General features: G+C 60.7%; 29 protein-coding genes. 23 read left to right on the forward strand and 6 right to left on the reverse strand.

Annotated features, from left to right (window positions below):
• Nucleotides 1–346: 346 nt before the first annotated feature.
• The 6 genes from D9X30_RS15825 to D9X30_RS15850 form a co-directional block, all read right to left on the reverse strand.
• Nucleotides 347–826 (reverse strand): hypothetical protein, encoded by a 480-nt coding sequence (locus tag D9X30_RS15825; RefSeq protein ID WP_150982329.1) that lies wholly within the window; start codon nucleotides 824–826, stop codon nucleotides 347–349.
• A gap of 518 nt (nucleotides 827–1,344) precedes the next feature.
• On the reverse strand, nucleotides 1,345–2,223 hold the full coding sequence (locus D9X30_RS15830; RefSeq protein ID WP_150982328.1) for a hypothetical protein: 879 nt from the start codon (nucleotides 2,221–2,223) through the stop codon (nucleotides 1,345–1,347).
• Nucleotides 2,224–2,278: 55 nt separating this feature from the next.
• Nucleotides 2,279–2,620, reverse strand: coding sequence for a DNA translocase FtsK (locus D9X30_RS15835; protein WP_150982327.1), 342 nt, complete (start codon nucleotides 2,618–2,620; stop codon nucleotides 2,279–2,281).
• Complete coding sequence (locus tag D9X30_RS15840) at nucleotides 2,610–3,836, reverse strand: DUF1173 family protein (RefSeq protein ID WP_150982326.1); 1,227 nt, start codon at nucleotides 3,834–3,836, stop codon at nucleotides 2,610–2,612. Before D9X30_RS15840 ends, D9X30_RS15835 begins: the two co-directional genes overlap by 11 nt.
• A gap of 10 nt (nucleotides 3,837–3,846) precedes the next feature.
• The gene (locus tag D9X30_RS15845) at nucleotides 3,847–5,307 is read right to left on the reverse strand and encodes a 3'-5' exonuclease (RefSeq protein WP_150982325.1); all 1,461 of its coding nucleotides are present in this window, start codon (nucleotides 5,305–5,307) and stop codon (nucleotides 3,847–3,849) included.
• On the reverse strand, nucleotides 5,304–5,759 hold the full coding sequence (locus D9X30_RS15850) for a hypothetical protein (protein ID WP_150982324.1): 456 nt from the start codon (nucleotides 5,757–5,759) through the stop codon (nucleotides 5,304–5,306). Before D9X30_RS15850 ends, D9X30_RS15845 begins: the two co-directional genes overlap by 4 nt.
• Nucleotides 5,760–5,918: 159 nt before the next feature.
• Here D9X30_RS15850 and D9X30_RS15855 point away from each other — a divergent pair, with 159 nt between their 5' ends.
• The 23 genes from D9X30_RS15855 to D9X30_RS15965 form a co-directional block, all read left to right on the forward strand.
• Nucleotides 5,919–6,440: a hypothetical protein gene (locus tag D9X30_RS15855; protein WP_150982323.1), complete on the forward strand. Its 522-nt coding sequence runs from the start codon at nucleotides 5,919–5,921 to the stop codon at nucleotides 6,438–6,440.
• A 164-nt stretch (nucleotides 6,441–6,604) separates the two neighbouring features.
• Complete coding sequence (locus D9X30_RS15860) at nucleotides 6,605–6,808, forward strand: hypothetical protein (protein ID WP_223506401.1); 204 nt, start codon at nucleotides 6,605–6,607, stop codon at nucleotides 6,806–6,808.
• Between the two features lie 97 nt (nucleotides 6,809–6,905).
• Complete coding sequence (locus D9X30_RS15865; protein ID WP_150982322.1) at nucleotides 6,906–7,385, forward strand: hypothetical protein; 480 nt, start codon at nucleotides 6,906–6,908, stop codon at nucleotides 7,383–7,385.
• Nucleotides 7,386–7,451: 66 nt separating this feature from the next.
• Nucleotides 7,452–8,174 carry a hypothetical protein gene (locus D9X30_RS15870; RefSeq protein WP_153950356.1) on the forward strand — a complete coding sequence of 241 codons (723 nt, stop codon included), beginning with the start codon at nucleotides 7,452–7,454 and terminating at the stop codon, nucleotides 8,172–8,174.
• A 140-nt stretch (nucleotides 8,175–8,314) separates the two neighbouring features.
• On the forward strand, nucleotides 8,315–9,241 hold the full coding sequence (locus D9X30_RS15875) for an N-6 DNA methylase (protein ID WP_150982320.1): 927 nt from the start codon (nucleotides 8,315–8,317) through the stop codon (nucleotides 9,239–9,241).
• A 312-nt stretch (nucleotides 9,242–9,553) separates the two neighbouring features.
• Nucleotides 9,554–11,263: a M30 family zinc metallopeptidase gene (locus D9X30_RS15880; RefSeq protein WP_150982319.1), complete on the forward strand. Its 1,710-nt coding sequence runs from the start codon at nucleotides 9,554–9,556 to the stop codon at nucleotides 11,261–11,263.
• Nucleotides 11,264–12,661: 1,398 nt separating this feature from the next.
• Nucleotides 12,662–13,075, forward strand: coding sequence for a hypothetical protein (locus tag D9X30_RS15885; RefSeq protein WP_150982317.1), 414 nt, complete (start codon nucleotides 12,662–12,664; stop codon nucleotides 13,073–13,075).
• A 310-nt stretch (nucleotides 13,076–13,385) separates the two neighbouring features.
• Nucleotides 13,386–15,062, forward strand: coding sequence for a PRTRC system ParB family protein (locus tag D9X30_RS15890; protein ID WP_150982316.1), 1,677 nt, complete (start codon nucleotides 13,386–13,388; stop codon nucleotides 15,060–15,062).
• A 73-nt stretch (nucleotides 15,063–15,135) separates the two neighbouring features.
• Nucleotides 15,136–15,582 (forward strand): PRTRC system protein E, encoded by a 447-nt coding sequence (locus tag D9X30_RS15895; RefSeq protein WP_150982315.1) that lies wholly within the window; start codon nucleotides 15,136–15,138, stop codon nucleotides 15,580–15,582.
• A 12-nt stretch (nucleotides 15,583–15,594) separates the two neighbouring features.
• Nucleotides 15,595–15,819 carry a PRTRC system protein C gene (locus D9X30_RS15900; protein ID WP_150982314.1) on the forward strand — a complete coding sequence of 75 codons (225 nt, stop codon included), beginning with the start codon at nucleotides 15,595–15,597 and terminating at the stop codon, nucleotides 15,817–15,819.
• A gap of 93 nt (nucleotides 15,820–15,912) precedes the next feature.
• Entirely contained in the window at nucleotides 15,913–17,046 is a 1,134-nt protein-coding gene (locus D9X30_RS15905) for a PRTRC system protein F (RefSeq protein WP_150982313.1), read from the forward strand.
• An 8-nt stretch (nucleotides 17,047–17,054) separates the two neighbouring features.
• Nucleotides 17,055–17,777: a PRTRC system protein B gene (locus tag D9X30_RS15910; RefSeq protein WP_150982312.1), complete on the forward strand. Its 723-nt coding sequence runs from the start codon at nucleotides 17,055–17,057 to the stop codon at nucleotides 17,775–17,777.
• A gap of 1 nt (nucleotide 17,778) precedes the next feature.
• The gene (locus tag D9X30_RS15915; protein ID WP_150982311.1) at nucleotides 17,779–18,420 is read left to right on the forward strand and encodes a PRTRC system protein A; all 642 of its coding nucleotides are present in this window, start codon (nucleotides 17,779–17,781) and stop codon (nucleotides 18,418–18,420) included.
• On the forward strand, nucleotides 18,417–19,220 hold the full coding sequence (locus tag D9X30_RS15920; RefSeq protein WP_150982310.1) for a PRTRC system ThiF family protein: 804 nt from the start codon (nucleotides 18,417–18,419) through the stop codon (nucleotides 19,218–19,220). Before D9X30_RS15915 ends, D9X30_RS15920 begins: the two co-directional genes overlap by 4 nt.
• Before the next feature lie 189 nt (nucleotides 19,221–19,409).
• A complete protein-coding gene (locus D9X30_RS15925; RefSeq protein WP_150982309.1) occupies nucleotides 19,410–20,132 on the forward strand; it encodes a hypothetical protein in 723 nt (240 codons plus the stop codon).
• A gap of 78 nt (nucleotides 20,133–20,210) precedes the next feature.
• Nucleotides 20,211–20,549 carry a DUF3085 domain-containing protein gene (locus D9X30_RS15930; protein WP_150982308.1) on the forward strand — a complete coding sequence of 113 codons (339 nt, stop codon included), beginning with the start codon at nucleotides 20,211–20,213 and terminating at the stop codon, nucleotides 20,547–20,549.
• 63 nt (nucleotides 20,550–20,612) lie between these two features.
• Nucleotides 20,613–21,386, forward strand: a complete 774-nt coding sequence (locus tag D9X30_RS15935) for a hypothetical protein (RefSeq protein ID WP_150982307.1) — start codon at nucleotides 20,613–20,615, stop codon at nucleotides 21,384–21,386.
• 151 nt (nucleotides 21,387–21,537) lie between these two features.
• On the forward strand, nucleotides 21,538–22,011 hold the full coding sequence (locus D9X30_RS15940; RefSeq protein ID WP_150982306.1) for an outer membrane lipoprotein: 474 nt from the start codon (nucleotides 21,538–21,540) through the stop codon (nucleotides 22,009–22,011).
• Nucleotides 22,012–22,096: 85 nt separating this feature from the next.
• Entirely contained in the window at nucleotides 22,097–22,498 is a 402-nt protein-coding gene (locus D9X30_RS15945) for a hypothetical protein (protein WP_153950357.1), read from the forward strand.
• 170 nt (nucleotides 22,499–22,668) lie between these two features.
• Nucleotides 22,669–23,052, forward strand: a complete 384-nt coding sequence (locus D9X30_RS15950) for a hypothetical protein (protein ID WP_150982304.1) — start codon at nucleotides 22,669–22,671, stop codon at nucleotides 23,050–23,052.
• A 9-nt stretch (nucleotides 23,053–23,061) separates the two neighbouring features.
• Complete coding sequence (locus tag D9X30_RS15955; RefSeq protein ID WP_150982303.1) at nucleotides 23,062–23,532, forward strand: beta clamp domain-containing protein; 471 nt, start codon at nucleotides 23,062–23,064, stop codon at nucleotides 23,530–23,532.
• Between the two features lie 228 nt (nucleotides 23,533–23,760).
• On the forward strand, nucleotides 23,761–24,153 hold the full coding sequence (locus D9X30_RS15960) for a hypothetical protein (RefSeq protein WP_150982302.1): 393 nt from the start codon (nucleotides 23,761–23,763) through the stop codon (nucleotides 24,151–24,153).
• 154 nt (nucleotides 24,154–24,307) lie between these two features.
• Nucleotides 24,308–24,554: transposase domain-containing protein (locus tag D9X30_RS15965; protein WP_194946623.1), on the forward strand; the 247-nt coding region annotated here is incomplete at its 3' end.

Raw genomic sequence — 24,554 nt, forward strand, 5'->3', positions numbered from 1 at the left:
AATCGAAGTCCAGTGGCACCCGTTTTACTTGGTGTCCCATAAGATCCCTAAGTGCCAAAAAAACTGCTGCGGTCCATCAGTCTGAGGATTTGTGGACTTCCTCCTTCGGAGGACGAGCTCCTTCCTATGGACGGCTCGTGGACAACCTTCAGGTTGCCCACAACCCGCCCACAGTCTCCAGCCTAGCCCACAAGCTCCACAGGCTCCGACCTACGATTGAAAGAGAAAACTATCCCCCGACACACCTGTCGCATTATATCGAGGCCCCATGCAATACGCAGCAGACAGATGGTTACATATCAAAAATTGGCCGTATGGTCGGCCCATTCGATATTTGTGTTCTCGCTCATGGTGTCGTCTGATCCTCGAAAAGATCCCGCGTACGGGTGTCGCGGTTGGCTTCTGCAGAGGCCAATGGCCTTTCGCTGTCGGCAGCGCCACCGTGCGGTGTAGATCCGGCAAGCCGGGCGCAGTGCGGACATCGCTTGAATCCGCGGGGGACGCGGCTAAGTGGAATCCACCTGGCACGAGGCCGCATCTGTCGCGCGGTGTCTTTTGGCTTGTGACCGCACAGCGAGGCGCCCGTCGCCGGATCCACGGTGTGTACAAAATAGCCACCGTTCGCGCGGGCCAGAAAGGGCGCAGCGGCGTCGGGATGGCTGAGCGCCTTGAATTGGTCCGTGAGTGCCTTGCTGCAGACCCAATGCGCACCCGTGGCACCGTGATAGCCTTGCGCACGATCCACAGGCTGACCGCATAGCCAACAGGTGCCCGCGTCGACGTGTTCGGCAATGGTCTTGCCGAAGTAGCGATCGTCCTTTGCCATGCTCAGTTCGCAGTGCGCTGACCTGCGGCTGCGTGGTAAATGCCGGTGCCGCAGTACGCGCAACCGAGATGCTCACGTTCCTGCGCCTCCGCTTCGTCGACTGGTGGTGGGCAACTCCGATGCGCGTTGGCGCGCACAAGCAGCTCTACCAAGCGCAGGGCGACCAACTGTCGGTCCTCGTCCTTGGGCTGGCCAAGCAGGTCAGCAGCTATAAGCGACGCGGTTTGCCTGACCAAATGCAAGGGGGGGTGGGGAATTTCAGGCAACGAAGCGCCGTGCTGGGGCGCCGTAGGATGCCGCTTGGTATTCTGATCGCTCACCGATGTGCCTCCGTTGATGCGCCGGCAATGCTGCGTTCTTGGACCTGCTCCAGAGTCCTTCCGCAGAACTCGCAGCGCCCTTTGCCCCACGCACCGCCATCCCAGCGGTGGCGAGAGCCGACACGCAGGCCTGTGCGTTGGCTTCGGCCACCGAAGACAGCGCAGGAAATCACGGTGGGGCGGCTTTGGGCCGTTTTCTTAGCCATTGCTGATCTCGCTGCCGTCGCGCGCTACCCGATGCCCGTTCTTGTGGGGTACCTGAGGCGCCTCTCCGCGCGGCTGGCGGGCAGCGCAGGCCTGTACCGCCGATTCCAACGCCTCAATCGCCCTCCGTGCCTCGTCATCGGTCTCGAACTGCATGATGATGCCCACGCCATCGAAGTCGGCGGTTTGGTACGCCGGCATGCCAGGGATGGAGTCCAACTCGTCCATGAGCAAGTCGAGGCGGGTATCGTCCTCATCATCTGGAAAGCAGGCGAACACACCATTCGGCTCGTCGTCGGCGGCTTCTACGGTCATGCCGCTCAGATCGAGTTTTGGCGCGGCATTGTTCAACGCAGCGTGTCCATCCTGGGGCGCCGAGTTTGACCATGCTTTGCACTGTGGGTCGTGCTCATCCTCCTCGTCGCAGACCTCATGCGCACAACGCTCGTTCGTCCACGTGGAAGCTGACGTCTGGGCAGCTACGGCGCGTCGAATCAATGCCATGACAACCGCGACGATCCTATCGCCGCCCATTTCCATGGCATAGCCGCCGTCCAGCGTGTGCAGGACGTGTTCGACTTCGAGGCGCACATCGGCTTCCGCGACGCCGGTAGTCGGCTGGGAGAGTGCGGCGCGGATGAGCGTCATGTCGCGCTCGCTGGCCTTAGCCGTAGCCGATCCCGGTGGTATGGCTAACAAGCCAAGAGCCGGATTGAGCAGCGCATCCATACGGTCCAAGGCTTCGCGTAGGCTGGAATCCGCAATGGTCCCCGAAGGGAGGAGCGGGGCGAGATTGCTATCGATCCAGTTTTGGACCTCTTCGCCGCTCCACATTTTGCGGAGCATTGTCGGAAACTCGGGCAGCGTCTTCATGGAATGGAGGTGGCGTGTGTTTAGATCTCTACAGCCTATCGATCCAGATTCGAAGTCAAGTCGTGGCGACCGGGCTTCTCGCGGTAAGCCCAAATTCGATCGCGGCCGCGCGCAAATGGTTGGCATCGAGGTTGTCCTGGGAGAGCGCTGTGAGCACTACCTGAGCGAATCCGTGCAGGGCGGCCAGCTCCTCGCCTATCGGGCCATGCGTATAGAGGTACAGGCCGTTCTGCATGCGGCGAACGGCGGTCGTTTCGCTGGCCATACGATGAAGCAGGGCTTCCGCCGAGTCGTGACTGACACCCAGGTGCCGCTGCAGGAGGGCCACAGAGGCGGCGCGGTGCTGGTGGACGAGCTCCAGCGCCGTGCGAAACAGCGCATCCCTATCAGCGTGCATCGGCCTTCCGGGTGCTGGGCGGAAGCCGCAGGTGCTCGAGAGACGTACTGACGGCATCCCATTCGATGCAAGGAATGCCGTTCTCGCGGTAGTACTGCCGCTTGGACGCCATGCGGGAGTCGTAGTCGGGGTTACCCGTCATGCCAAGGACCTCGATGACCACTTCAGGGTCAACGTCGGTAAGAACGAAATCCGGGTGCACGGCGGCGCGACCGACGTGGCGCAATGGCTTGCGGAAGGCGCGGCCGTGGCCGACCAGGTGGTCCGCCATTCCCACCTCGTGCGACGAATCGCAGGGCAGGAACTGCCGGTTGGCCAGCATCGCCGCGATATCGACAACCGTCAGGTAGTTGGACCGGGATTTCTCAACGAGCAGCACGACGATGCAGCGCTGATCGGCCTTGCCAATGCCGGCAAGGGCGCCGCCAAACGACGCCTGCAGGCGTGCGTAGATCTCGGCGGACATGAAAAACCGCTGCGTGCTCTGGCGCAGCACGACATTGCCGCCATACTGGGTCGGCCCATGAGATTCGAGCTCGCCAATCAGGAGGCCACGGGGTGTGCCTGCGGAAGTGGGGGAGAGCCGCGCCTGCCACGCGTCGAACTCGGCCAGGATTTCTGTCTTGCGAGCCGGATCCCATCGTTGCATCACGTGCAGCAGATCGGCCGCGGCCTTGCCGTTGATGCGGCAATCGGCCAGCTCCGTGCTCAACTGCGACCAGCAGGCGTTCCAGCCTCGGGAGCCCGTGCCGGACCAGACGTTGAGGCCCGCTTGCTCCCAGGCGTACTCGAGGAAGGCCAGCAGGCCTGCCGAGCGTCGCTGGGGCTTGCTGCTCTCCCTCTTGGGCGTCCGTTGCACGGTTTTGGCCGGGGTGCGCGTACTGGCCGACAGCGTGGCATCGAGCCGGATGTCGTGGTGGCCATCGCGTACGCGGAAGGCGTCGAGACTGTCCGCGGCGCCCGCCTTTGCAAGCGCTTGGCGGTGGAACGGACACGCGCCTGCATGGTGGTGTGCCTGGTCCGGCCAACGAGCGAGGAGAAATATGTCGCGGTGGCGCCGGATCACGAGCTTTGGCCTTGGCCGGCTGGGCGTACAGCCACACTCGGCGAAGCCTTGCACGGTCCTTGCGCGCTCTAGGTGGCGAGCATAGCGGCCCGGATCTTCGAGCACATCGTCGATGGGGAACTCACTTCCCCCAATCCGCACTGTAATCATTCTTTCTCTCCTAGACTCCGGCGTCCCGGAACATGGCATAAAGGTCACGCCGGATCTCGCTGACGTTGAGCACATGCTTGGCGCGGGTCATGGCAACGTAGAGCAGGCGCTTCTCCTCGGCGGTCATCGTCGTCTCGCCTTCCTCGCCGGTCTTGAACTTGAAGTCGCCCGCGAGATAGACCGAGTCGAACTCCAGACCTTTTGCCCGGTGGGCGGTAGAGATGACGTAGTCCGCCTCGCTTTCTGGACTCACGCGCGTCAGGATCAGCCGGAGGTAATCAACCCCTTCGCTGTCGATCAGCTTGACCAGCGGCTGCAGGTCCCGGCCGGCTAGGGACTCGGCGTATTCCTGGACTTCTTCCCAGGTCTCGAATAGCGCGAGGGAGGCCGGGTAGGCGATCCGTTCCCCGCGCATCAGGCGCTCGGCGCCGTCGGCGAAAGCGCGCAGTTCGTCCAGCTTGGCGCGGACCGCAACGCGGTCGCCTCTGGCGATACCTTGCGCGAGGTGTGTCAGGACAGTGGCGTTCTTGCGGCAGAGAATTGCGTTGTAGCGGTGTTGGCCGAACTCCGAGTCGTGCTCGATCCGCGACGCGATGTGGTCCTGGCCACGGACCGGCGTGTCCTCGTCCATCAGAGACAGCATGCGGCTGGCCATCTGAGCGATGGCCGGACCGAACCGGAAGGATTCAGTGAGGGCACGCTCCGGCGCCTTGATGAAGTCCATGGCGTTCACTGCGCCGCGCCATTCGTAGATCTGCTGGTACGGGTCGCCCACGTAGATGACCTGGCACTGCTGGGCGCGGAGGACAGAGAGCATCAGGCCGTCGGCATCCTGCGCTTCATCGAACAGGATGAAATCGGCGCCAATGCGCGGTCGGCTCAGTTGCCAAAGTTTGAGGTAGACGTCGTGGGTGATCGCGCCGGCGGCGGCCGGGTCGATGTACTCCTGCCAGAGGCGCTTTACAAATGGCAGCAGCGAGGCACGCAGGAGCTCTGCTTCGTCGTCCGGGACGATCGATTCCACCGGGATATGCCACGCCAGTGGCTCGGGCTGGGCAGACCGGCAGAACCGGGCAACACCATCTGCGACCATCCGTGCCACCTTGCTGCCGCTAAGCTCCAGATCTTTGCCGATTGTAGTGGGCAACTTGAGGGGACCGAGACCATAGCGGACAGCGAGGTGATGCGAGGGCTCCAGCGGGTTGTCGATCTTGCGGCTGATCTCGGGGCGCGTCGCGGCACGCGCGACAGAATGGGCCGTGCGGCACCTCGTGTTCGTGGGGAACTTCCGTGCGGCTTCGGCGGCGATATCCTTGTTGAACGCCATGTACAGACCGCGGCTGCGGCCCAGCGCCTGGGCGGCCAGCTTGAGCGTGGACGTCTTGCCGGCGCCAGCATAGGCTTTGACCTTGAGCGCGCCTCCCGCCTCGACGGCGTCGACAACGGCAACCTGTTCTTCGGTAGGGGTCATGGTGCGGAAATCTCCAGCGCGGCTTGCTCTGGCAGCATGGCGAGGACTCGTCGTCGGATCGCCAGTGCTTTCTCACGGCAAGCCGTATCGCGCCGTTCGGCCTCACCGCTGGTGCCGTCGACGATATAGGCGAAATAAAGGGCGGTGGTGGGGCCGGTCCACGCCAGCCACTTGGCACGGATTTCCGCTTGCTGGGCAGGGGTCAGGGAGAAATAGACGGCGCGCTTCTCCCGCCAGATCCGGGCATGCAGGGTGCGCGTCGTACGCGCAAGATTCTCTGAGCGTCGCTGGCGACGCGCCAGTTCCTCGTCCGGTGTGTGCTGCTCGGCGGCCACGTGGTCCGCGAAGAGTGGGTACCTGTCGCGCTCGCGCTGTTGCTTGCGCGCGAATGCGGCCTGGCGGCGGGTATTGAAGTCGATGGGGTCGTGGCGACCGAGTCGGGTAAATCGCATGGCGGCTAGGTATGGAATGGTCTAAGACCAAGATACCGGCGCCACAGCAAAGTCAAGGCGGCCGGCGGGCGAAGTTCGCCGCCAACCATTCTCAGGTCGATTTCTGCCGGGCTTAGGCCCGAAAGCTATAGAATTTGGTGCGCCTTTTACCGGAAAGTCATGTCGCACACACCCATTAGCCGAGAGGTGTCTCTCGGAAACCGCCCCCATAACGAGCCGCAGCTGATTGCGCCCGGAGAACCGGAGTATGGCGAGATCGCCCGGCTGGACGCCTTCATCTTCAAGCGCTATCTCGACCGCGTGTTCTGGCACCCGCGTCCGGAAGTGCTTCGGTTTGAAGTCCGTGCGGTTCCGTCGCCCGTCGGCAGCGTGTATGACGTGGTCGCGCTCGTGGGGCAGGGCGAAGGTGAAGTGTGGTTCTCTGAAGCGGCCGTGCCAGTCCGCTGGGACTATGTGGCCATCACCGAGGCGACGGATGGCCTAGGGCGCCTGCAGCGCGACAAGCTGAAGGCGCAGGGCAAACTTCCTGAGGATTACAGGCCCTTCATTGGCGATGGCCCAATGCAGGATTACTCAAACCTGGAGAACCCAGAAGAGCTGTCGCAGCGGCGCTGGGCAGTGGTGAACCGTCTGCGTGAGGCGAACCGCCTTGCACGGCAGGCAGCTCGGAAGCCTAGCTAGAGGCGCAGCGAGTTGCTTGTCCGGGTTGCGAAGGCGCGGTAAGATTCGCCCGATTCTCCGCGCTACCGCGCATCGACCCTCGCCGGCGTACCGGCCATCTTTTTCCTTCCACCCATTGGGGCTTTTGTCCCTAATGGGCCATGGCTCCATCCTTCGGAGCCATCATGCCTCTCGTTGATACCCGCGAAACGGCCATCGCTACTATTGCGCTGGTCCTGATCCTGTTCGCCGCGCTGTTCGTCATCTTGACGACGCCTAGCCTCGCTCTGCTTTATCTCCAGTTGACTACGCTCGCGACGATTGCTCTTGCGGTCGCCGTCTACTGGGTCATTTCGAGCTTCTCTCACCTCTCCGGCCAGTCGGCCTGAGCATCGCCGCGCGTAGCCTCCGGGCTCGCGCGGCCCTACACCACCCAACCGGGAAACGTCCCCGGTGGGGCGTCTTCCGGGAATTCAGGAAACGCCCATGCCCCAACCCAAAACTCTCGACATCGAATTGGGCCCGGTGCCCGCCGAGGAATCGTGCGCGCAGGTCGGCCACGACGACTACGATGAGCGCTCACGGCGCGAGTGCGCGGTCTACATCCGCCAGCTGCAGAGGATCTTTAACCACCCCGATCAGACCGTCCTGAAGTTCGTCCGTCGTGGCTTTCCGCACGAACTCGGGCGGTACCACGAAGTGGTGGCCGTCATGACGGCGGAAGGTGCCAACGTGTTCGACGATGACCGGGTGCCGCACGAGTGGGATCACATCGCCCGCGCCGAGTTGACCTGGCTTCGCCTGCAGCAGAAGTGGCGGGAGACCGTGCTAGCTCGTCCGTCGGCGCTGGCCGTTGTCCCGGAGATCTTCCGCGAACGTGAGATTCCAGACTTCCCGAATCATCCGGTCGCGCAATGGTGGGCAATGGGCTTCACGCCCGTAGTTCCTTCTCTCGGCCTGCACTGAGCCAAAGCAATTAACCCGCATGGGACCGAGTCCCTGCGGGCCGGTCCCGATTCTTTTTTCGAGACCATGTATAACCAACTGATTGGTCAGTTCCTGGCCGCCGAACACTTCAGCACGACCGACATGGAGCGCGTCGCGAAGCTGGAGGCAAGCCTGTTTCCAAACGCCCAGCGTCTAGCTTGCCGGCGATCGACTGAGTCACGGCTGCGGTACCGCCGCGCCTTCCTGAAGCGCTTGGCGGCGAACCTTGTCGACAAGGCGAGCACGCAGCTCGGTGAGCGCGTCGACGAGACAAGAGTGCATCTGGACGGTCCGCGGAACGTTTGGCAGGTGATCGACGCCGGCCAGATTCCGGATCTCGACAAGCTCTGGCACGCCCTTGTGGTGTCGAAAGCCCAGCCTTTGGCCGTTGAGCAGGCCGCGATCGTGCTACGAAACGCTTTCGCCGAGCACGCGCACCTCAGCATGAAGCTCACGCGCGACCTTGGCATCCTCCGGCTTGCCGCCCAATCCGAGCCTGCGGCGGGTCAGCCAGCTGGTATGCGGTGGCTTGCCGCTGGCGCTGTAGACCGCGTGAGGCTGGTCGTGACTGCATTGGCTGCCTTCGCCAAGCACTCTGGCGAGTCAGCGATGGCCGCGTGCCTGCGCGAGTTTCGCGTCGACACGCCGTTCGTTTCCGCACACCGGCGCGCTTTTCCTGCCGTCGAAATCCGCCAGTTCAATGAGCACTGGGAGATCCGCTTGCAGCGCGATCTTGCCGAAGGCCTGGCGTGCTTCATTGGCACCTGAACCCACTTCTTTCAACCCGTCCGGGACCCGTCCCGGCAGGGGCGTTTCCCGGGCCATTCCCCGACACAAATGCCCTCAACATCTTCTTTCTTTCGTTGCAGCAACCCTGAAGCGTACCCATTTCTGCGTAGGCGGTTCCATTGAGCCGGGCCGCCAAGTGCAAGTTCGAAGGCACCGCCAGCGATCCGCACAAGCAGCTGCTGTCCTACTTCAAGGCCTTTGGCCACCGGCACTCGACGCACGAGGTTTTCTCCGACTTCGTGGAGGTGTCGGCGCTGGCCATCAGCAATGCCGTCGATCGCGATCAGTTCGATGCACGAGAGAAGCGTTACCTGGAAATCGCGAAGCGGTACGAGCGCGAGGATCTGGAGCGCTTCTCCCACATGCTTGGCGCCTTGACGTTGGCTTTCGAGGAACGGGTACAGCAATTGGTACCCCACGGCGACGGCCTGGCTGACGTTCTTGGCCAGACGTACATGATGCTGGAGCTCGGCAACGATCGGGCAGGTCAGTTCTTTACGCCCTACAGCGTCTCTCGCTTGATGGCTGCCATCAATATCGGCGACGGCAATCCGTACGTTGACCGGGACGGTTTCGTCACGATCAGCGAGCCGGCATGCGGTGCCGGTGGGATGGTGATTGCGTGCGCGGATGCACTGCACGATGCTGGCCGAAACTACCAGCAGACGATGCATGCGACCTGTATCGACATCGATCCGCGATGCGTCCACATGGCGTACGTGCAATTGTCGCTGTTGAATATCCCAGCGATAGTCGTACACGGCAACGCGCTTTCCGTCGAGGCGTGGGCTACCTGGTTCACGCCGGCTCACATCGTCGGTGGTTGGGGCGCAAAGCTGAGGCTTAAGCGGTTCCGTGAGGCAATCGAATCGCTGACCGCGGAGGGCGTTGACACCGAGGAACCCGCTGTCCCGCCGTTGCAGACTGACGCAACTGATGCAGAGGTCGAATCCGTTCTCCACGTGAGTGCGGATCCGGAACAACCCCGCGTATCCATACCTGCCATGCGCGTCTTTGTGCCAGATGACCAGCTTGCGCTGTTCTGACGGCGAAAAGACGTCGAAATTGGCAACCTTTCGGGGTCATCGACTGGCCTACTCAGCCATAAGATTGTTTCTGTAGCGCCCCGCTACGGAAGCTCTCTCAAGATGGACCCGTTCCTACCCGCCCTCCACGTGAGGGCGTTTTTTTTTGTGAAGCGGTTGTTGGCGTTCGCTCGGTCGGGGACGACTCGCCGCCTCTATGCCTGCACTAGGGGAAAACCCCCAAAAAGCGGGGTGATGGGAGCGGCGCTTTTGCCGATATTCAGTTGCCGCGTCTTGAATCGTCGCGGCCAATCAGAACAAGGAGAAATATCCATGCGCAACCAGCGCACTTTGTCTTTCCCGGGGTCTCTTGCTTTGGCACTGCTGACGTCCGCTGTCCTGGCTGCTTGCGGTGGCGGCGGTGACGGCGGTGACGCATCAACCCAAGCCACAACTACGACGACCGCGACCACCTCGCCAGGCGCTGCGGCTACGCCGACCGACCCCGCGGCCAAGCCCGCCAGCGTCGTGTCCCCGGCCTGTTCCAATTGCGCCGCCGTTGACGCGAACACCTATGCCGGTTCAGGCATCGGTGTCTGGCAGAACATCAACGCCACGGCGGCCGCAGTGGATATGCCCATCAACATTGCCGGCCTGACGGGCCAGGACGTGACGCTCGTCTTTACGAACCAGTCGGGCACCGCCCAGACGATGCCGACCATTCCACTGACGGCATCGCATTTCCCAACTGTTGCTGCCAGTGCCATCGCGTGGGACGATGGCACGAGTGCTGTAAAGCGTCGCATCTCGGATTTCAATCACGACGGCTGGGCGGCCAAAGCGGGTGCCCGGGGCGCCGCCCCCAGCAACTCAACGTTTGGCACCGCGCCGTTGCGCGCAGCGGCCTACGTGCCTGGCGATACCCGCACCTTCTATCACGAGGACAACACGCCGCGCGCCGTCACGCTCATCCGCACGGATCTCGCCTCGGATGGCACGACCGTGAACTTCTGGGTGGAATCTACCGAAAGTGGGACGGGCAAGGTTACTTCTGCGATCGTCAACGCGCTGTACGCCGGATTTGTGCCGAGCGGCAAGATCTATGACATGCTCAAGCAGACCGGTGGCCCGGTCTGGGGGCCGCATGTGTACAGCGACCTCATCAGCGGAGCGGTGGCGCAACCGATCGACATCGTAATCTTGAACTTCGACAACAATGCGACGCCGTTTGGCATGGTCGGGTATTTCTACGGCCGCAATGCGCTTACGGCGGCCGCCGATCCGCTCAGTAACCAATCGGTTTCCTTGTATCTGGACTCCGAAACGCTTTATCTGGGCGGAGCCTCGGGCATGAAGTCGATGCTGCTGACGATGGCCCACGAAGGCATGCACATGCAGAACTTCTATCGCCGCGGCGTCGTGAAGGGGCCGACTTATGCCTTCGACACGTGGTTGGAGGAAGCTTCGGCAATGATGATGGAGGATTTCGCGAGCCAGTCGATCGACTCGACCTACAACGCGATCCGGGACGTGCGCTTCCCGAACTACATCGACTACAAGGCCGGTTCGTACAACTGCAGCCTGCTGACGTGGGATCCCTTTGGGGCCGCTTGCGACAGCTACTCCGTGTCCGGCTCGCTCGGCGGCTTCCTAGATCGACAACTCGGCCTGAGTTTCTACAAGAACCTTCTGACTAACGTCAGCAGCACAGACTCGGTAACGGTTCTAGATTCGTCGATCCGCGCAACGGTGCCGACTACTAGCCTGGGCGAGCAGCTGCGCCGTTTTGCCGCGACGTCTGGTGCGCTGATGAAGGCGCCTAGCCCCACTGGCTTCGGCTTCCCGGCGCGAGCGGAAGGTGGCTTTACGCTGCCGGTGATCGATCCGCAGGCGCTACTGGCCAGTCGCACGCTGACACAATCGGTTCCGTCAACGCTGCAGCCGTATGCCAGCCTCCCGGTAGTTCGAAAGGCCGTGAATGGCACGTATAGCGAGACGGTCAAAGTGCCGCCTAACTCAACGTTGTCTGTCGTGATTCAGTAACCCATGGGGCGGCAAGTGCCGCCCCTTTGTCTTTGGAGTGTTATGCAGAAGATCGTACTGGCCGCATTGGTGGCGCTCGGCCTTGCAGCCTGCGCGGGCGCTTCGCCCGCAGGCGTCCAGCGGCAGATGCTGACAGGTCAGATCCATATTAAGGGCAACGAACCGTTTCCAACTGTTATGTTGGAGACGGAGTCCCATGAAACTTGGGAGCTTGTCGGGATGCCGCTAGGGGAGGCGCGTTCGCTCATTGGACGGCAAGCAACCGTAGAGGGCACCGTGATCAAGGCTCCGGGACCTGGCGTTTGGCTGCCAACGCTGCGAGTGCACGGGAATTCGCGCACCCCAGAGCGCTGAGCGAATCGCGTTCCCGGAGGCTTAAAACCCTTATCAGGTGAAGTTCAGCCCAAAGAAAAGGGGAAGAGGTTGAAATACAAAGTCGACTCCGCGTACGTGAAGTCAGTCTAAAAGTTCGTTCCAGTGGCCTGCGACGACGAAAGAAAAAGGATGTACAAATGGTTAGGACCCTCGACATTTATCCGCCAGACACGCTCATTCTCGATGGCGTGACTTTCTGCGTGGACTTTTCCAAAGTTTCCATCGAAGGTGGGCATCCAATGGGGCCCGTATTTGCTTACGGGGCGGCAAGGGCCGTTCTTTCGGATAATGATGCAGAGCGACTGGTTGCTGTCGGCGTGAGAGACAACCGCTAGAATCAGGAAGGTGGCCAGCGGCTGCCGTCGCGATAACTTGAAGCGGGCGTTGTTGGCCTGGGGGTTCGAGAGCCCGCCCGTATGGTTGACTGATGACTGGCCTTCGAGGGAATAGTTCTATATCGAAGCCGCCGCGGAGCGTGGATACTCGCTTCGCTGGATGACTAGGAAAAGATGATGACATCGGATAGCTTGCGAAGGGGTTGGATCGTCCGCACTGGTAGCGACTACCTGTTCCCTCAAGGTGGGGATGTTGGCTACACCCCGAATCTGGCAGAAGCTGGAGCATTTGAGACGGAAGAAGAAGCCACGGAGGCGGGCCGGGATCATTGCGATCCTGGCTTTGTGGTGATGCGCGATCCTCGCTAAGCCAACGGAAAGCCCGCTGCTTGGTCAAGGTGCCCGCTTTGGTTGTGGGGCGCACCCCGGTGCGCCCTCTGGGGAGCCTTGTTGGGGGCTGACAAGTCGCGGCGGAAGAGCCCTTTGAAATCTATACCGTTTTCTATTCACATACCGTCAGAATGAATCTATCCGATTCGTTTCTTGAATGCAGGGGGCTATTGCGAGTACGGGGATTGAATTCCGAGGATGCTCCATCTGCAGAAAGCCCCCGGTATTGCTATGTTTCTTGTCCGCTCTCGGAAGCGTCCCGCGGCTACAGTTACTGGGTGTCTCATTTACGTAATCGATGATGATCAAGTGCAGAAAACCTGAATACTACGAGCCTAATGGTGGATGGGAGCTAGAGAACGGTGATGCCAAGCCGGTAATCGTTATTCTTGATCCGAACAAGGTCTTCGCGCAGTTGCAATTGCGACCTCGTTTTGAGCCTAATGCCGAGCGATTAGCGAGCGTAATGAAGATTCCTGAGAACGGTTTTCTTGAGATGCCTGAGGTCAGGTGTGTTCATGAAAGTTTGGTGTTTCGGCAAGGGCGTCATCGCACCGTAGCGCTTGCTAAGTTGGGCTTTCTAGTCTACCCCGTCGTAACCGTGGAGGGGCATGCATCTAGCCTACTTGCGAAGTTTGGCGCTTCCGTTAATGCTGCTCGCAGTCACTTTGATTGGAGTGCAATCGAAGACTATTCGGTAGTGGGTGCCTAACACCTGCGGTGCTGCGTAGAGGCGGAAACGGAACGGCAATGGAAACGGGCGCGCCAGCGTATGGCAAGCGTGCTTCGGTTCCAAATCTGCCACCGTCGGCCGAGCTAACTAAATGGCTTGTCCGAGACCTGATTTTTAGGTATTCTCTGCGCACCTACCGCGTCCCAGACGCATCGATCCTGCACCTCCTGGTGCCAGCTTCTGCAGTACGGTGGCCCGCCAGCATAGCCTGGTAGTCCATCCTTCCATCCCATCGGGAACCACGTTCCCGGTGCGGCTACGGGTTCCCCTATTTTTGCGAGAACCCACAATGCAACCCAATACCACTGCGCCTCTGCGCAAGATCCGTCGTCGCGCCAATCCGCGTACTTATCGCAATCCGACTGAGTTCGCAGAACTGTGCGCGTCCGTCAAGCTTCATGGCGTGATCCAGCCCATTCTCGTTCGGCCCGTAGTTCCTCCGGACGGCGATTACGAGTTCGAAGAGGTGGCCGGCGAAGGGCGCTATCTCGCCGCGTATGAAGAACATGGGCCGGATTATGAAATGCCTATCTACATCAAAGAGCTCGATGACGATACGGCGGACACCCTCGCGGGCGTCGAAAACGTGCAACGTGCCGACATGCCGCCTGCAGACGAGGCTGTCTGGGCTTCCGGCCAGGTCGGCCGCTTAAAGGGCGATCGCGACGAAGCCGCCCGATTGCTGGGCTGGTCTCGTAGCAAGCTCGATAAGCGGCTCGCGTTGATGAACTGCAGCGCGCTGGTTCGCGAGGCGCTGACGCACGAGAAGATCCAGCTCGGTCATGCCGAACTGCTGGCCACACTCGAAAAGGAGACGCAGGACAAGCTGCTTCCAGTCATCGTGAGCGAGAAAAAGCCTGTGTCGGAGTTGAAGAAGACCATCGAGGCGGCCGCGTGCGGCCTCGAGAAGGCCATTTTCGACAAGACGCAATGCGCCACATGCCAACACAACTCCTCGTTGCAGACGGAGATGTTTGGCGAGGCAATCGCAACGGGCAATTGCACCAACCGCGCGTGCTACATGGAGAAGACCGACCGAAAGCTCGAAGGCATTGCCTACGGGCTGAAGGACGAGTATCAGGTCATCCGCATCGTGCGTGCCGGCGACAACGAGACCCGCGTTCAGCTGCTGGTTGACGGGCCCACCGGCGTTGGTGAAGAGCAGGCGAAAGCTTGCCACGGTTGCCAGAACTTCGGCGCCGCGGTAAGCGGCCTGCCTGGCTCCTTCGGCAAGGTCTACAGCGGCCAGTGCTTCGATACCGTCTGCAACCAGCAAAAGGTTGCTGCGCGGATCAAAGCCGATAAGGACGCCACCAAGACTCCCGCGGTCAAACCGGCCGTAGGTGGCAAGGGGGCTCCTGCGAAAAAGGGCGACCAGTCCTCCACCGCGGCCGAGAAGCCGGTGACGTCGATCAGCGAGGGTGAAAAGGTGAAGGCTTACCGCACCGCCCTCTGGCGCAAGGCACTGCGCAAGGAAGTTGCGCAGAACGCCGACCAGGCGAACTCGTACCTTCTGTCGATTGCACTGAACGGGCTGGCACGCAACATCGCCGGCGACGTGATGGGCAAGTTTTTCGAGAAGCTGACTGAGCAGAAGTCGTCGTCCTCACTGCTGGGTTGCCTGACCGCTATTCACGCGTTGGATGAGCAGAAGCGACAGCAGCTGACGATCGGCCTAACCGTAGCTGCCATCGACGGCGTGGAGGTGAGCAATCTCCGCGAACTTTGCCGGTATCACAAGCTGGATCTGCGCAACCACTGGAATCTCCAGCAAGCGCAGGATTTTCTGGAAATGCTCACCAAGTCCGAGATGAAGGTTCTCGCAGACGAGATGGGTATCCGCAAAGCGCTGGGCGATGGTTTCGCCAAGCTGTTCAACAAATCGAAGCCCGAAGTCATCGCCGGCCTGCTGGCGGTTGACGGCTTCGACTACACCGGCAAGGTGCCCAAGGTTCTGGGCTACTGATCCGTTCACCTATCCATCTGCAGAGGGCGCCAGTCGGCGCCCTCTGTCATTTCATTCCCCAAAAGGTTTCACCATGTTCACTGAATTGGTTCCACTCGTTCGCGCGTGCGACAAGGTTGTTCTTACGCTGACGATGCAAGGCGACACGATGTCGGTCGTTGTGATGCCTGTCATCAAGGACGCTGCGGACCCCGCACTGACCCGGCCTCTGATGCTGTCGGCTACGCCGGCGGAACTGGATGCCGAGTTCGCGACGGCCGTCACCAGCGTGACAGAATCGCACCGCTCGCTTGCCGAGCAGGCCGAAGCAACGAGGTCGATTCTCGATGCAGCCAAGTCCACGCAATCGTCCAAGGCGACGAAAGCACTGACCAAGGCCGCATCGTCGTCGACGTCCGACGCCACCAGCGATACCGGTGACGATGACGAATCGGAGAGCGGTGCCGGCGCGCAACCGGAGGCGAAAGCCGACCCAAGCGCACCGGCTTCCACTGGTACCGACCTTGCTTCCCTGCTGTAAAGGAGAACCGTCATGGCACTCGAAGTCACGCAGCTCACCCGTGAGTTTTCCTATAACGGCATGACGTTGCCTGATGTGGGCCCGCAGTTCTCGCCCGATCAGGTGCGCGATGTGTACTCCGCTCAGTATCCCGAGCTGAACACCGCCGCGGTGGACGGCCCGGAAGTGAAGGGCGGTATTGCTCGCTACACGTTCGTCCGCGCCGCTGGCGCCAAGGGCGCGTATGCGCAAGTATGACCTGATGAAGGCGCTGGCCGCTGGCCAGTTTGCTGATACCACTACGGAGCCGCCCCTCGGGGCGGTTTTTCTACATTCTGAGGAGATGAAAGGATGCTGTTCGATCCTCGATCGTTTGTTTCAGAGCACGATGAACGGCAGCCCGGATGGACGTATTCACGAGAGCATCCCATTGCCAGACGCCGACCTGCCCATGATTTTCTGACATTGCCTTCCGTTGACCTGGCAGTACCATCGACGGCACGTCTCAGTTTTGGCGATGAGATCGACATGAAAGAACTGGTGCTCGCGCAGTTTCGGGCGGGTGTCATTGATGCCGAGCATGTGTCGAACCCCCTTGGGGCCGGCGATGCCTTCTCCCAGTCTTTCCAGGCGTGGCTCAAGCCTCGCTTGCCAGAGACCAAGGCGCTCCACTTCAATTTCGCTTTGATCGATCGCGGTGCCGCTGAAGAAGAGATCTCCGGAACCGGTCTTGATCAAGAACTTTCCGATCCCTTGTATCTGGCGATCATGCTTGAGCACGAGAACATTCTGGAGATCGGCGTCGATCGAGCAGATTCGCTTCGTGCCCTCGATCCCTCGTTGCTATACACGGCGATGAGACTTCTTGCACAAGCATCGGCGAAGTCGCTCCATATCCGTGCCCCAGAAGATTTCCTAGAAATGTTCTGTCGCTGGAACTGGGGGTATGAACTTCAGAGTGACGACGTGGCCGCGCGCCAGTGGCTCAAGGACGAGCGTGACATTGATGGTGAAGATGTCCTGCATCTTCTGCCGTCGGTTGTCCGCCCTCAGCTCGCGCCCGACGACACGTTACCCGAGTGGCAGCGGTCCGATAAGTCCCACAAGTTGCGAGAGCTCGATCAAAAGGGCCTCCGCGCATTGGCTAGCGCCACAAACGATTGGCATAGCAGCTTCTGCTCTTCCCTGGCCGACCTACAGCACGCATTGGCGGGTATGGGAAAGCGGTCTCTGCTCAAGGACTCGCAGTGGGCAGAGCCTGCCTATGCCGCCACCAGTCTGGCTTTTCAGGACTGCAACTACATTGGCGAACTGCTGGATGATCACTTCCAGTGCAGCTTCAACAGTGGTGATGCCACGATGTTCCAGTGTTTTATCCCGTTCGCCAATAGAACGGCAGCCATCCGAAAGCAATACCGCTTGCTGGAGGAAACACTACACCTTATCGCGCTGCTGGACCGGGTGCTTGATCATTTTAGTGAATAGGAGGGCCTATGGCCGGAATCCTGACCGCATCGCGGTCCTACGACGTGGCCCTTCAAGGGGCCATTTTGCTTTACGGGCCCAGACCGGGAGAGTTCACCTACTCGACGGCTCACCGTATCCACACCGTTGGCGAGAGCAATCGCCCAGTCATTGGACCCGGCACGCCGCTCAACCGGCAGGCACTGATCCACGCGGTACGCCAAGTCGCCGAGGCCTCGCTCCCCAAGGGCGAGTTCTTGACGCCAAACGTGCTGTCGATCAGCCCAACCGCAGTGACCTGGTGGTGCGAAGGTGCCAAGCGCCGCGTGTTCTTTGATTGCGAAGAGCTGGGAAAGCGCGGTGCGGTGGTGGAGCATCCCGGCCTTGTGTTTCAGGCCGCAGCTGACGGGTTCCGTGTTTTCGCCTTGCAATGCGAGGCGAGACCAGTCCCTGAAAGCATTCTCCACGAGCCTCCCTACTTCAACACGTGGGATCTAGGCGAGATCTGCATCGGCAGTGCCACTGTGCCCAAACGGATTGACGTCGCATCCATAACTGGATGGGAAGAGGGCTTCTTCAATTCGGCTTTCACCCACCCTAATCATGGTGGCAAACGCGTCGATTACGTCCATGGCTTCTTCGCCTTCTGGCGGGACATGCTTGACGGAAAGTTTCCCGACTTTCCTAAGCAAGTCCTCATCCCTATGAACATAACGCTGGCCGATCTGATCGCCGGAAAATTGGAGAAATAGCATGCATCCCGCTGACACTGCCTTGCAGCAGTCCTTTCCTTCCGTGATGGTGCCTCGCTTCGGTACGCTGACCCCCATGGCGCGGCCAGGCGAACGCTTGCTCATCGCGGCCAATGGTGTCTTCCTCGAAATCGTGAGGCCTTGGCTTCGCGTAGTCCGTCGTCTCGGTGTCTTTCAGTACCGCACGGCTATACCTTATGGCGAGACGGCGGAGGTCACCGAACTGCACTGCGGTCGTGTCCCCGCGACGCTCATCGGCGAGTTTGCTGAAATGGCGCGCATCGCGCATCCCAAGGAGACGGGCGGGTGGGTGGTTTGGAATGCCGCAACAGCGGCGTTTCGGCTGGTGCCAGTGCGGATCCTGGAGCATAGTGGCGGTCATTTGAAGTACGACCGTCCTGCGCTTTCGGAGGGCGAAGTCCTGGTGGTCGACTGCCATTCGCATGGCCGTCATCCTGCCGGGTTCTCGTCGACGGACAATACGGATGACCAGCACGACGTGAAGTTTGCGTTCGTGATGGGAAACTGCGATGCCGTTGTACCATCGTTCGCGCTACGTCTCTGTGCAAAGGGCATCTTCGAGAACGTGGAGAAGGTCCCCAGCGATTGGTATGCCGCGGCGCGCGCGGAGGTGATGGAATGACGTTCGAACATCGCATCCCTGCACCAATGACCCAACGGGCATGGCGAGTAGTAGTAGTTGGCGCCGGCGGTACCGGCAGCGCCTTGCTACCGAACCTAGCACGCCTGCATCACGCCATGCTGGAGCTTGGGCACCCTGGGGGTATCGACTGTACGGTCTACGATGACGACACCGTCAGCGACACCAACGTCGGCCGCCAGGGGTTCTACCCGGTTGATGTGGGCCAGCCCAAGGCCACGCTGATCGTGAACCGTCTGAACAATCTGATGGGCACGCGCTGGCAAGCGCAGACCCGTCGGATTGGCAGCGGTGACCGCTTCGCGTGCGACATGGTGATTGGCTGTGTCGACACGCGGGGCGCTCGCAAGGCGATCCTCGGCGCGATGCAACGTGGCACTGGTGGATACTATCTCGACTGCGGCAATGAGTCGGATCGTGGCCAGGTCATTCTCGGGCAGGTGCGCGGCAAGGCGACGGAACGGCTTCCCCATGTAGGAGACTTGTTTCCGGAGCTGCTGGACCCGAAAGGGGACAAGGCCGATACGGCGCCGTCGTGCTCAATGGCCGAGGCGCTGCAAAAGCAGTCGCTGGTTATCAATCCCGTGATTGCAGTGCAGGCGTACAACCTGCTTTGGATGCTGTTTCGTACCGGGACGCTGCAGTACTGCGGCGCATTCGTAAATCTGGCGACAGGACGCACGAGCCCGCTGCCGCTTGACCCGGTTGCATGGGAGCGCTTCGGCTATAAGCTGGGCGCGACAAAGGCCCGTGCCAAACGAAAACCACGACAATCCGTTTGAACAGCCACTCCCCAAAAGGGAGTGGCTTTTTTCTTTTGTGCGGTCATTGCGGGACGGCAGACCTGGCTGCTACCATTGCGCCACACCTCGCGCCTCCGGCGCATCGACCCGTGGCACTTGGCCACACACTTCATCAACCCGTTGGGGCACTTGCCCTGGCGGAGTGCTCCATCTTCCTCGGAGCACTTCATGAGCAATTCCACGTTTCAAGTCCCGGCACAATCGGCCTTTCGTCGAATCTTCGTGACGGGTCCCTGGCTCCCTGTCGGTGTTGTCGCCGCCGCCTACTGGAACGGCAAGCCTTGGCACACACTGACGTGTCCGATGTTCAGTCGTGCAGATGTGCAGCGATTGTCCGAGCTCTTGCCGGAGCTGACCTTTGATGAGCCGCGCAACGCGGTTCGGCATATCGAAGGGAGCCGTACCAACTGGTTTGATGCCGAGCCTCACGTAGTGGACGGAAAGCTCGTGGATCTATACGCCGTTGGCTTCGGTTGGGGCTGGCAGTTGGCGCGTCACGATACCGTACCTGCTACCCACGGGCAGTCTTTGCACGTGATGGTCCGTCCGGCCGCGCTCGAATGGATGCAAGCACTGGCCGACGAAGATCACGTGGCGCTGTGTGCGTATGCCTCCTTCCTGTTGTCCGGGTATATCGAACAGCGATTGGAATGCCGTCACCGGCTGGACCTATCTCGTTTCGATGCCGTGCTCGCCATTGCGAGCCGGCAGCTTCCTTTGCCGGGAGCGGTTCGGATTGCGGTGCAGTCCAGTGAATGGATTGCCGTGGTCGACGCGCTGACGCATCTCGCCGATGGCGGCGCATTCGATGCACTGCCGCTTCAAGCTCGGCGCGAGCGCGTCATCGAGGCGATGCTTGACCAACTGGCCCGCGAAGTCGGCGGCGCCTGAGTTGTAACCCTCTTTTCTTCACCCGTTGCGGGGCACGTCCCGCAGGGGAGTGCTCCGCCAACCTACAGGAGCACTTTAATGCCTCAAATCACTCTTTCCCGCACGCAAGCCGCGTCGCTCGTCGCTTTCTGTGACGCCGCTGGTTCGAACGAGTTCTTCATCGCGAAGGACCACGGTGCGTATGTCGGCTTCAGCACGGGCTCCACGCCCGAACAGCAGTGCCTCTTTTACTTCAAGGGCTGCAATCCCGCGAAGGACGCGGACTTTTACGAGAACGCGCGACACAGCTTCGGCGGTGATGACTTCGGTGAGCGCTTGCCGCTGGACGCCTTGCGCAAAGCACTGGACAACCCTCGCACGGAGAAAATTCGCATCGCTGTGACCAGCAAGTCCATCCGCGTCGCAACGTTTGCCTGACCGTTAAAGCGAGCTTTGCGCCTAATCCCGCGCAGGGGCAGGGCTCGCGTCCTCTTTCCAACTATGAACGCTAGAAAATTCCTTCTCACAAATCTGCATCTCGCCGTCGGATTCTGCGGCGTTGCTTTCGTGTCGCGCGCCTTCCGGTATTTCGAGTACAAGGGCTACTATGTGGCGGATTGGCTTGCCATTCCACGCGACCTCATGGCCTGCGGGGAGCATTTCCTTGCCGCCATCGGCTTTCCGGCCCTGCTGGTTGCAGTCAGTTGGTTTCTCTGGGGCGTAGTTCGCTCGCGTACGGTCGCCGTTAGGCCTCAGAGGATGAGGCGTGTCGACGATTATGCAGCGGCGACCTTGATGTTCGCGCAAGTCTTCGTGTACATGGGCTACGCGGCGTATTGGGAATTCGCCATGCATGGGGCGGTCGGACCGGTTACGGGCAAGCTGGCCAACCAGTTTGCCTTCGACGTCTATGGATTGGCACAGTACATCGCCATCATGACTGCCAAGCGCGCCTTTCCATTGACGCGCGAGCTTGGGCGTGAGGTTGCCGTTCCGGGCTTCCAGTTCTTTGGTGCTGATGCGGGAGGCCTGCGCGGTGCGACGGTCGCTGACCTCACACGTTACCACGCTCGCTATCCGCGGCTCGGGCTGTATATCACCATGCATGACGATGGAAGTGGAGAGACGCTTCCGCGCCTAGTATTTATCTGGGGGGGCGAAGAGATTTTCAACCCGCTATGCAGTTCCCCGCTGTGGCTCCATGCAGACCCTGCCGCAGAGTACGGTATCCCTCTCATCGATGCCCTGGCAATCGCACGCATCAACCGTTGCTGATTCCCTTAACCGCTGTTAAGATTTCTGCACCTACCGCGTCTCAGACGCATCGACACTTCCGGTTGTATAGCCGGACAGCTTTTTTCTTCTCCCACCTACGGGCCTTCCTGCCCGTGGGCATGTTGGCCCTTTTTTTATCGTTGAGGCCATCATGTTCAAGCGCATCGTTTCGCTTTTCCTTTGCTCGGTCATGTTCACCGGTTGTGCTATCCAGCAGACGTCTCCGAATGCTTATCGCAGCTCGGAAGCTCTGCGCACCGGCTCCGTGGAAATCGTCACTGTCGTCCGTGTCCGTCAGGTCACGATTGTCGACAGCGATGGCTATACGTCGGCCAATAGCGGCGTCCCGGGTATCGTTGGGGCGGTCGTGGGTGGCCTGCTCGGTGCCCGTGTCATTGGCGGTGGCAATGGACGTTACATTGCCGGCGCGATGTCCGGCACGGTGTCGGCGGTTGCTGCGCAAGCTGTGGCCAGCCACATGAACCGGCGCAACGGCCTGGAGGTCATTGTCCGCAAGGAGAATGGCAGCCAGATCGCGGTCACGCAGGATGCCGACCAGCAGTTCGTCACGGGGCAGCAGCTCTACCTCGTGGCCTCAGGTGGCGGCTATCGTCTGACGCGTTAATCGGGGTCCATTCGGATCTCCAACATCCTTCACCTTCCCCGCACGGAGTCCCCGTGCGGGGCTCCTGCGTCCATCGGAGCTTTCTATGCCATCCGTGGCAGACGCACACCAGAATTTCTCTCCCGTCCTCACTGAGGGCAAATCGATCGCGGAGGTTGTTGACCAGATCGCAGCCGCTCTTCGCGGTACCGAGCTGGAACCGGAATGGCTTGATGGTGCCAACTTCCCTGGAAATGACAACGAGGGCATGTATGGACCGAAGCCCGACCGTCCTTGGCCGGAACTTGGCGCACGCGATCGTCTCGCGGTGTATCTGCAGAGGGGGTGGTCGGAAGGCTGGATCGTCTATGTCGATTACATCGGCTATGCCGGCGAGGCACCGAACCGCACGACAGCCCTGCAGAAGCTTCTGATCGGTAAGACTTTGTCTCAGCGGCATGGCTGGGATGTGGTTCGCGCGATCAGCAAATTGCTCGACGTCACCTGAAGTCGCAGCGTGCAGGCCCGAGAGGGCTTGCCGAAGCCCCGTGGCTTCGGCAAGTCGCTTTCACCCGCGTCACAGACGCATCGACCCATGTCCGGCATCGCCCGGACTACCAACCCAGCTGGGACACTCGTCCCATGGGGAAGGGATGTCCCGTCCATATCGAGACTTCCATGAAACTTCCCAAATCCTTTATCCGTCGGCACCAACCGACAAATTCCGCTGCCTGTCAGGCAATTCGCCGAGATGCTTGCCGTGTTCTCCGTCGTTTCGCCGGCGACATGGCGCTCAGCCCGCGCGAATACACCATCCGCGAGCATCGCCAGCGTCGTCGCGACGTCGACGTGTTCGCTTTGCATACCGACTCGTTGCTGATCGAGATCCAGCATCCTGCTGGCGCAGAGGGTGGCGTGCTCATGTCCTACCGGACATGCCGCGGCCGCAATGACCTCACCGGTGGCCGTGACAACGCCGTCAGCGTTGATTCGCTGGCCAGCGATCAGGGCTACGCAAACCTGGTTGCCACGCTGCGCGTGGTGGCAGGGCGCCGCAGTTAAGGGGCAAGTATGTCGACGCTCATCAAAGTGACGTTTTCGGCCACCTCCGGCGAGGAGGTGTCAGGAAAGGCACAAATTGACCGGGGCAAAGGCATTGTTACCTTGCCGGCGCGCTTCTCAGTCTCTATCGATCGCGCCAGAAACGCTGGCGAAGGCTTCGAAATCGTGGCGCACGATAACGGGTATAGGTATCCGTTGTCGCATCAGGATGCCGACCGCTACAAGTTGGAAACGGACTCCCGTCGGCGAGATGGCTTCTGGCACCAAGCCTGGCGGGCCATTACGGAGCCACACAAGGACCAACGTCAGCAGTATGGCCGGTTCGCGCATACGCTGTCGGCGGCTGCCCTTATCGGGCTCGCTGGCTACATCAAGTCGATGCCCGCCTGGTCTCTGCACGCAGCATGGGAGATCTTCTGTTTTTTCCTATGCGGTGCGGTATTATTCGTCGTAGGCGCAGTCCTCTCAAAAGGAGATTAACCATGTTCGGTGTCGCACTTCTCGTCCTGACTGGCGCGATTTCCGCGTTCTTGCTTTGGGCAGACCGCAACGGTCGTCGTGTCCACAAGGACTGAAGCCAATCCCTTCTCAGGAGCCGATTCGTCGGCTCACCGCTTGAACGCACCCCTCGGGGTGCGTTTTTTCATTTCCACACCCACACGGGCGCCGTCCCGTCGGGGCCGGCTCCCCCCAAAAGGAGTAACCCCGATGAACCCGATCATCTACGGCGCTGGGCTGGCCAGCTATCCTGCTGGCGTCTTCCTGCACGCCAGTGTTTATTCCACCAACCTGCGCGCCGCAATTTCGCTGACTTGTGCCGACGACGACATGCCCTATGGCGTGTTGTCGGTGAACCTGGCCGATGCCGCGATTGCTGACGACGAGATCCTCGTGACGGCAGACTGGAACATTCCGCTCGATCTCAAGGCCTCGTTACTGGAGACCGGCAAATTTGTGCAAACCGGCAACTGGAATCAGGCGGGATTCGGTCGCGGCGAAGTCTGGCGCATTGCTGATATCGAACTGCTGTCGCAGGTCGCAGCCGCCCGTGTAGTCGCCAGTCGTGGCAAATCAGCTCGACGCGCTGCCGTAGTAGCCTGAGCGCTTCCTTTCAACCCTTGCGGGCCCATCCCGCAAGGCGGTGGGTCCGTGGGAGATACCCATGCCCATCATCATCAACGGAACCGGCCTAGCCGCAATACTGTTCAGATAGTATTTTTAAAGCCATAATCCTCATCCATCGAAGCTTCAATGGATGAGGGTGATGGCCAGAACACGCAAGACGCTGCCGTCGAGAGTTGACGTTGCGCATTTGATCAGCGCCGGGGTGCTGGCCAGCGTGTGTCCACGGACGTTGATCGAAGAAGTGTTGGCCGAGACCGGCAAGGCCAGCCAGCGGGAGCGGCTGCTGCCCGCGCCGGCAGTGGTGTATTACGTGATGGCGCTGGCGCTGTGGCGCGAAGCGCCGCTGGAGGAAGTGCTGCGCGTGGTGTGCGAAGGCC

The organism is Cupriavidus sp. U2, from assembly GCF_009663685.2.
GTDB lineage: Bacteria > Pseudomonadota > Gammaproteobacteria > Burkholderiales > Burkholderiaceae > Cupriavidus > Cupriavidus necator_C.